Annotated in this window: 6 protein-coding genes; 2 read left to right on the top strand and 4 right to left on the bottom strand. The window is 73.2% G+C overall.

The genetic code is table 11. The features are described 5' to 3' along the window. On the top strand, positions 1–1,946 hold a 1,946-nt coding region (locus GUY61_RS33305), incomplete at its 5' end, for a helix-hairpin-helix domain-containing protein (protein ID WP_166634056.1). 75 nt (positions 1,947–2,021) lie between these two features. On the opposite strand, the gene GUY61_RS33310 is transcribed toward GUY61_RS33305, so the two are convergent. Beyond that, entirely contained in the window at positions 2,022–2,744 is a 723-nt protein-coding gene (locus GUY61_RS33310; protein WP_166634057.1) for a hypothetical protein, read from the bottom strand. Positions 2,745–2,791: 47 nt separating this feature from the next. Here GUY61_RS33310 and GUY61_RS33315 point away from each other — a divergent pair, with 47 nt between their 5' ends. Beyond that, on the top strand, positions 2,792–2,980 hold the full coding sequence (locus GUY61_RS33315) for a DUF5703 family protein (RefSeq protein WP_166634058.1): 189 nt from the start codon (positions 2,792–2,794) through the stop codon (positions 2,978–2,980). Positions 2,981–3,063: 83 nt separating this feature from the next. On the opposite strand, the gene GUY61_RS33320 is transcribed toward GUY61_RS33315, so the two are convergent. The 3 genes from GUY61_RS33320 to GUY61_RS33330 all read right to left on the bottom strand — a co-directional run bounded on the left by GUY61_RS33320 (position 3,064) and on the right by GUY61_RS33330 (position 5,773). Beyond that, the gene (locus GUY61_RS33320) at positions 3,064–3,858 is read right to left on the bottom strand and encodes a chaplin (protein ID WP_166634059.1); all 795 of its coding nucleotides are present in this window, start codon (positions 3,856–3,858) and stop codon (positions 3,064–3,066) included. A gap of 139 nt (positions 3,859–3,997) precedes the next feature. Then, a complete protein-coding gene (locus GUY61_RS33325; protein WP_166634060.1) occupies positions 3,998–4,231 on the bottom strand; it encodes a chaplin in 234 nt (77 codons plus the stop codon). Between the two features lie 201 nt (positions 4,232–4,432). Continuing rightward, the gene (locus tag GUY61_RS33330; protein ID WP_166634061.1) at positions 4,433–5,773 is read right to left on the bottom strand and encodes a M20/M25/M40 family metallo-hydrolase; all 1,341 of its coding nucleotides are present in this window, start codon (positions 5,771–5,773) and stop codon (positions 4,433–4,435) included. Between the last annotated feature and the right edge of the window lie 136 nt (positions 5,774–5,909).

Here is a 5,909-nt window from a genome sequence, read left to right on the forward strand (position 1 = left end):
GGGGGACGGAGGCGTGCGGCGGCTCCCCGGCCGGGCGGGACCGGGGCGCCCGGCCGGACACCCCCCGCGGCGCGGCGCGACCGGCTGCGGCCCGGCACGCGGCCGGGCCGGGCGGCGGCGGTCCCGCCCCCGCCGTCGCGGGTCCCCGCGCCCCGGGCGCGGCGGTCGACGGCGGGTCTCCAGGCCTGACCGGGTCCGGCACGGGCACGTCCGGCGCCACCGGCGCGGCGGCGGGACTCGGGGGCTTGGCACCGGAGGCCGTGGGCGGCGTGCGGGAGGTGCTGGCCGAGGGCCGGGCACCGGAGGCGCTGAGCGTGCGGGTGGTCGAGGTGCTGGGGGCCTCGGCGACGCAGCTGCTGCGGCAGGACCCCTGGCAGTTGCTGGCCGTGCCGGGCGTGTCCCCCGAGCACGCCGACGGGTTCGCGCGAGCGCTGCTCGGGGACGCCTGCGGACCCGCGGACGAGCGGCGGACCTCGGCTCTGGTGCGCTGGGTGCTGGAGCGGGCGGCGGGGACCGGGCACACGGCGCTCACCGCTGACACGGTCCGCGCCGGGATCGCGAAGCGGTCCGTGCCGGATCCGGAGAAGGCTCTGTGGTCCGCGATCGAGGACGGCAGTGTGCTGGTCTTCCAGGACGGCCTCACCGAGAGCGGTACGGGTGAGACCGGGGCCGAGACCGAGGTGGAGGTGGAGGTGCTGGTGGGGCTCGACCGGTACGCCCTCGCGGAGGAGAGCCTGGCCGACGGTCTGGCCCGGCTGGTGAACACCTTCGTGGCGGACCAGCCGGACGGAACCGGCTGGGAGCCCGACTCGGAGCTGGTGCGCGCGGTGGCGGGCAACGGCCTGGTCGCGCACAGCGGCGGCGAGGCCGCAAGGGCCGAGGCCGCCTCCGTCGTGACGGCCGCGCGTGCGCGGGGCCTGCGGGCCTTCGCCGCCGCGCACAGTGAGAACGGCCGGAAGCGGCTGGCGGCGGACCTGCCGGGGCAGCCGGACGCGGCCCTGACCGTGGCAGGGCTGCTGTCCGGCGCCGAGGGTCCCGGCCGTGACGTGGAGGGCCTGCTCGCGCTCGATGTGCTGGTCGTCCTGGACGCCCCGCAGCTGGACGTGGAAAGCGCGGCCGTGCTGGTGGAGTCCGTGCCCGACGGGGCGCGGCTGGTGCTCAGCGGTGACCCCGGGGTGCTGGGGTCGGCAGGTGCCGGGCGGGTCTTCGCCGATGTCCTCGCCTCCGGGGCGTGTCCCCGCGTCAACTCGCGTGTCCCGGACCCCGGGCCGCTCGGCGAGCTGGTCTCGGGGATCGGTATCGGTGAGCTCAACCAGGTCGAGGCGCCGGGCAGGGAACTCGTGATCGTGCCGGTGCGGGACGCCGGGGAGGCCGTGCACCGCACGGTGCAGCTGGTCGCGGACTCGGTGCCGCGCGCCCTCGGGATTCCGGCGGAGCAGACGCAGGTGATCACGCCGGGGCACGGTGGCGCCGCGGGCACCCGGGTGCTGAACACGGCGCTGAAGGAGCGGTTCAACCCCGGTCCCGGCCGGTTCGGCGGCTTCGACCCCGGAGACAGGATCGCCTGGGTGCCCGCTCCAGGCCGCACCCTGCGGGGGACGGTCGTGGGCGCCGACGCGGAGGGGCTGCGTCTGGAGTGCGAGGGCGTCCCGGTGCACGTGGCGAGGGGCCTGGTGGAGCGGACCGTGCGGCATGCCTGGGCGCTCACCGCGCATCAGGCGGTGGGAATCCGCTGGCCCGCCGTCGTGGTGGTGCTGCCGGGGGACGCGGCTCAGGCGCTGAGCAGGCCGTGGGTGTACACGGCCTTCGGGCGGGGAGAGCGCCATCTGTCGGTGGTGCAGGGCGTCGAGCAGGCCCTGCCGCGCGCCGTGGCGGAGGTGCCGGCGCAGGAGCGTACGACCCGGTTGCGCACGCTCCTGCGCACTCAGCCGAAGCCGGCTGACTGACTGACGGGGGAAGCACGGCGGGTCCGGGAGAGCCCGGGCCCGGCCCGGCGGGCGGGGTCCGGGCAACCCCCGGGGTCAGCGTTCGGAGTCGATGACCTCCAGCTCCTCCCCGTCCGCAACGGCCAGTGCCAGTCCTGACTCGTCCTCGTCGTCCTCGTCGTCCTCGAGGTCGTCCAGGTCGTCGTGGCCGTCGTCATGGTCGTCGTCGAAGACCGCGCTGACGTCGAAACGGCAGATCACCCGCTCCGGCTCGGCCTGGTCGAACGGGGCGCTCAGCCACTCACCCGGCTCGGGCAGGGCGTCCGCCGCGGTGACCCACAGCGTGGAGTCGCCCTCCTCGAGACCGAACTCCTTGTGCCGGGAGGCGATCTCGTCAGGCTCGAACTCGCCGAAGATAACGCTGAGGGCGTCGTGCACCCTGCCGCCGGCCTCGTCGTCCTCGGTGTCCGGGGCCAGGTCGGTGATCCGCTGCGCCTGTGCGAGCAGCCGCTGGGGTTCCACCACGGCGTAGTCCCTGCGGATCAGTACGCTGACGGCGCTCGGCTCCTCGGGACCCGCGTAGGGCGGCAGACCGTCCTCGCCCGGGATCTCGAACGGTGTGACCTCGTCGTGGCGGGTGTACAGCAGCTCGTCGTACTCCTCGGCGGCCGTGGCCAGTGCGTTGAACGCGGCGGACACGGCGGGGTCGTCCTCTCCCGACCTCTGCTCGACCGCGGCGAGGTGGCGGTCGAGCGCGGCTTTGACGGCCTCGGCGGCGGCGCGTACCTCGGCAGCGGTGGGCTGCGCAGCATCAGACATACAGCAGACGCTATCCGTACCGGGCCACTGCACGCACAATAGATGCGATGCCGGAATACGAATTTGTCGACGTGTACGTACCGCGCGGGGTGTCCCGCAAGGAGGCGACGCGTCTGCTGACGGACCATGCAGAGTACGGACACTGGGAGTTGGACCGACTGCGGATCAACCGCGACGGAAGCCGCAGGGTGCGGCTGCGCCGGCGGATCATCCGCCAGGTACGCGCCACCTGGTGACAGGCGCGCAATGAACGGAGGGGCCCCGCTGATGCGGGGCCCCTCCGTTCTGGGGCCGTCTGCGGCCCGGAGCGTGTCCGGGATCAGGCGGTGGCGCGGGCGCGGCGGTAGAGCACCGTGCCGGCCAGCAGCATTCCCGCGCCCAGCGGGAGCGCGGTCAGCGCGAGGGTGCCGGCACCGGTCTCCGCGAGCTCCCCGGGACCGGTCGGCGAGCCGGGCATGTCCGGGGTCCGGGGGCCCTCGGGCTGGACCGGCTTGTCCGGGGTCTTCGGGCCCTCGGGCTTCTCCGGCGTGACCGGTGTGACCGGCTTCTCGGGCTTCTCCGGCGTGACCGGTGTGACCGGCTTCTCGGGCTTCTCCGGCGTGACCGGCTTCTCGGGCTTCTCCGGTGTGACCGGCTTCCCCGGAGCGGGCGGCTGCTCGGGGGCGGGCGGCTGTGCGTGGCTCCCCGACCCGTTCGCGCAGCCGTTGCCGAAGGCGGGGTTGCCGACTCCTGTGGTGTTGACGGTGTTGCCGCAGGCGTTGACCGGCACGGAGACCGGGGCCTGCACGTTGTTGCCCGAGGCCACGCCCGGCGAGTCGCTCGTGCGGCCGACCGCCGCGGCCCCGCCGCCCGATCCGGTGCCCGCCCCGCCGCCGGTGTTGGCGCACGTGTTGCCGAACGCCGGGTTGATGGCGCCAATCGTGTTCAGCGAGTTGCCGCACGCGTTCACCGGAACGTGCAGCGGCACCTGGACCGAGTTCCCGGACAGCACGCCCGGTGAGTGGTGGGCACCGCCGACCGCCGTCGAGTCGGCGTGCGCGTAGCCGCCGGACACCGCCAGCACACCACCCGCGGCCGCCACGGTGATCAGGCCTTTCCTGGTGACCTGTCGCATGTTTTCGTCCCCTGCCTTACAGCCTTCGGAAGATCCGCGGACGCCGTGCCCGCGGGTGTGCGAGCCCGACGACCCCGGAACGCGCGGCGCGCGGTCCGGGGCCGCCCGGGCTCAGACCCTCATGGGGTGAGGCGCAACGTCACCTGTTGACGCAGGCGTTGCCGAAGGCGGGGTTCAGCAGCCCGATCGTGTCGATGGTGTTGCCGCAGAGATTCACCGGCACGTGCACAGGCACCTGGATGACATTGCCCGACAGGACACCGGGCGACCCGACGGCCGCACCCTGGGCACCCGCGTCGGCCATGGCCGCGCCCGCACCCGCGAGAACGAGACCACCGGTGGCAGCCGCAGCAGCGACGACCTTCTTGATCATTATTCCTCCTTGTTGGCACATGCGGCCCAGCGTGCGAGCCGCACACCCTGTAACGAGGTGGAACAACGGGGGCTACGACCCCGGGGGGGTCATTCACCCGTACCGGTTATGGGCGTACGCGTGTCGGACAATCCGTGCGGGACGATGGTTCTGCCGTCTGCCGTCTGCCGCGCCGCGGGGGCCGCGACATCGGCACCGGCCTCAGCACTGGTCGAGGAACCGGTCCAGGACCCGCACCCCGAACTTCAGGCCGTCCACCGGGACGCGCTCGTCCACGCCGTGGAACATGCCGGCGAAGTCCAGCTCCGGCGGCAGCTTCAGCGGCGCGAAACCGAAGCAGCGGATTCCGAGGTCGTCGAAGGACTTCGCGTCCGTACCGCCGGAGAGCATGTACGGCACGGCCCGCGCGATCGGGTCCTCCGCGGCGAGCGCCGACTGGATGGCGTCGACCAGCGACCCGTCGAAACTGGTCTCCAGCGCCTTGTCGCCGTGCACGTCCTCCCGCTTGACCCGGGGGCCGAGGATCCGGTCGAGGTCCGCCAGGAACTCCTCCTCGTGCCCGGGCAGGAAGCGGCCGTCGACATGGGCGACGGCCTGGCCGGGGATGACGTTGACCTTGTACCCGGCGCCCAGCATCGTCGGCTGGGCGGTGTTGCGCAGCGTCGTGCCGATCATCTTGGCGATGCCGCCGAGTTTCTCCAGCGTGGCGTCCATGTCCTCCGGGTCGAGCGGGGTGCCCAGCGCGTCGGAGAGCTCGTCCAGGAAGGCCCGTACGGTCTTGGTGAGGCGCACCGGGAACTTGTGCCTGCCGAGCCGGGCTACCGCCTCGCACAGCTCGGTGATCGCGTTGTCGTCGTTGGTCATCGACCCGTGCCCGGCCCGGCCCTCAACGGTGAGCCGCATCCAGTGCATGCCCTTCTCGGCGGTCTCGATCAGATAGAGCCGCAGCTGTTCGTTGACCGTGAAGGAGAAACCGCCCACCTCGCCGATCGCCTCGGTGACCCCCTCGAAGAGGTCCGCGTGGTGGTCGACGAGGTGGCGTGCGCCATAGGTGCCGCCGGCCTCCTCGTCGGCGAGGAAGGCGAGGACGACGTCCCGGGGCGGCCTGCGTCCGCTGCGCAGCCGGTCGCGGACGACGGCGAGGGTCATGGCGTCCATGTCCTTCATGTCGACGGCGCCGCGCCCCCAGACGCAGCCGTCGGCGACCTCGCCGGAGAAGGGGTGGTGCGTCCAGTCCCCGGCGTTCGCCGGGACGACGTCCAGGTGGCCGTGGATGAGCAGGGCCGGCCTGGAGGGGTCCTCGCCCTCGATCCTGGCCACGGTCGAGGCGCGCCCCGGGTGCGACTCGTAGATCTTCGGCTCCAGACCGACCTCGGCGAGCTTCTCCGCGACGTACTCGGCGGCCGCGCGCTCACCGGGTCCGGTGTGGTCGCCGTAGTTGCTGCTGTCGATCCGGATGAGTTCGCGGCAGAGGTCGACGACCTCGTCCTCGCCCGAGACGGTGCCGCTGCCGGTCCCGGCCGTGCCCGCTTCGCTGCTCACGCTGCATCCTCCGCTGTCGCCGCTGGTGGTCCGCTCCTCATCCTCCCGCGTACGGGCCCGCTCCCCAAGGGCGGACCCGTGCCGTCACACGCCATTCACACATGCGCGGGCGGGAGGATGAGGAGCGGACCACCAG

Source organism: Streptomyces sp. GC420, assembly GCF_009916105.1.
In the GTDB taxonomy this organism is placed as follows: Bacteria; Actinomycetota; Actinomycetes; order Streptomycetales; family Streptomycetaceae; genus Streptomyces.

Bases quoted from the DNA above. Each gene is read 5' to 3' on its own strand.
- GUY61_RS33310 (WP_166634057.1), bottom strand. From the start codon at position 2,744: ATGTCTGATGCTGCGCAGCCCACCGCTGCCGAGGTACGCGCCGCCGCC.
- GUY61_RS33315 (WP_166634058.1), top strand. From the start codon at position 2,792: ATGCCGGAATACGAATTTGTCGACGTGTACGTACCGCGCGGGGTGTCC.
- GUY61_RS33320 (WP_166634059.1), bottom strand. From the start codon at position 3,858: ATGCGACAGGTCACCAGGAAAGGCCTGATCACCGTGGCGGCCGCGGGT.
- GUY61_RS33325 (WP_166634060.1), bottom strand. From the start codon at position 4,231: ATGATCAAGAAGGTCGTCGCTGCTGCGGCTGCCACCGGTGGTCTCGTT.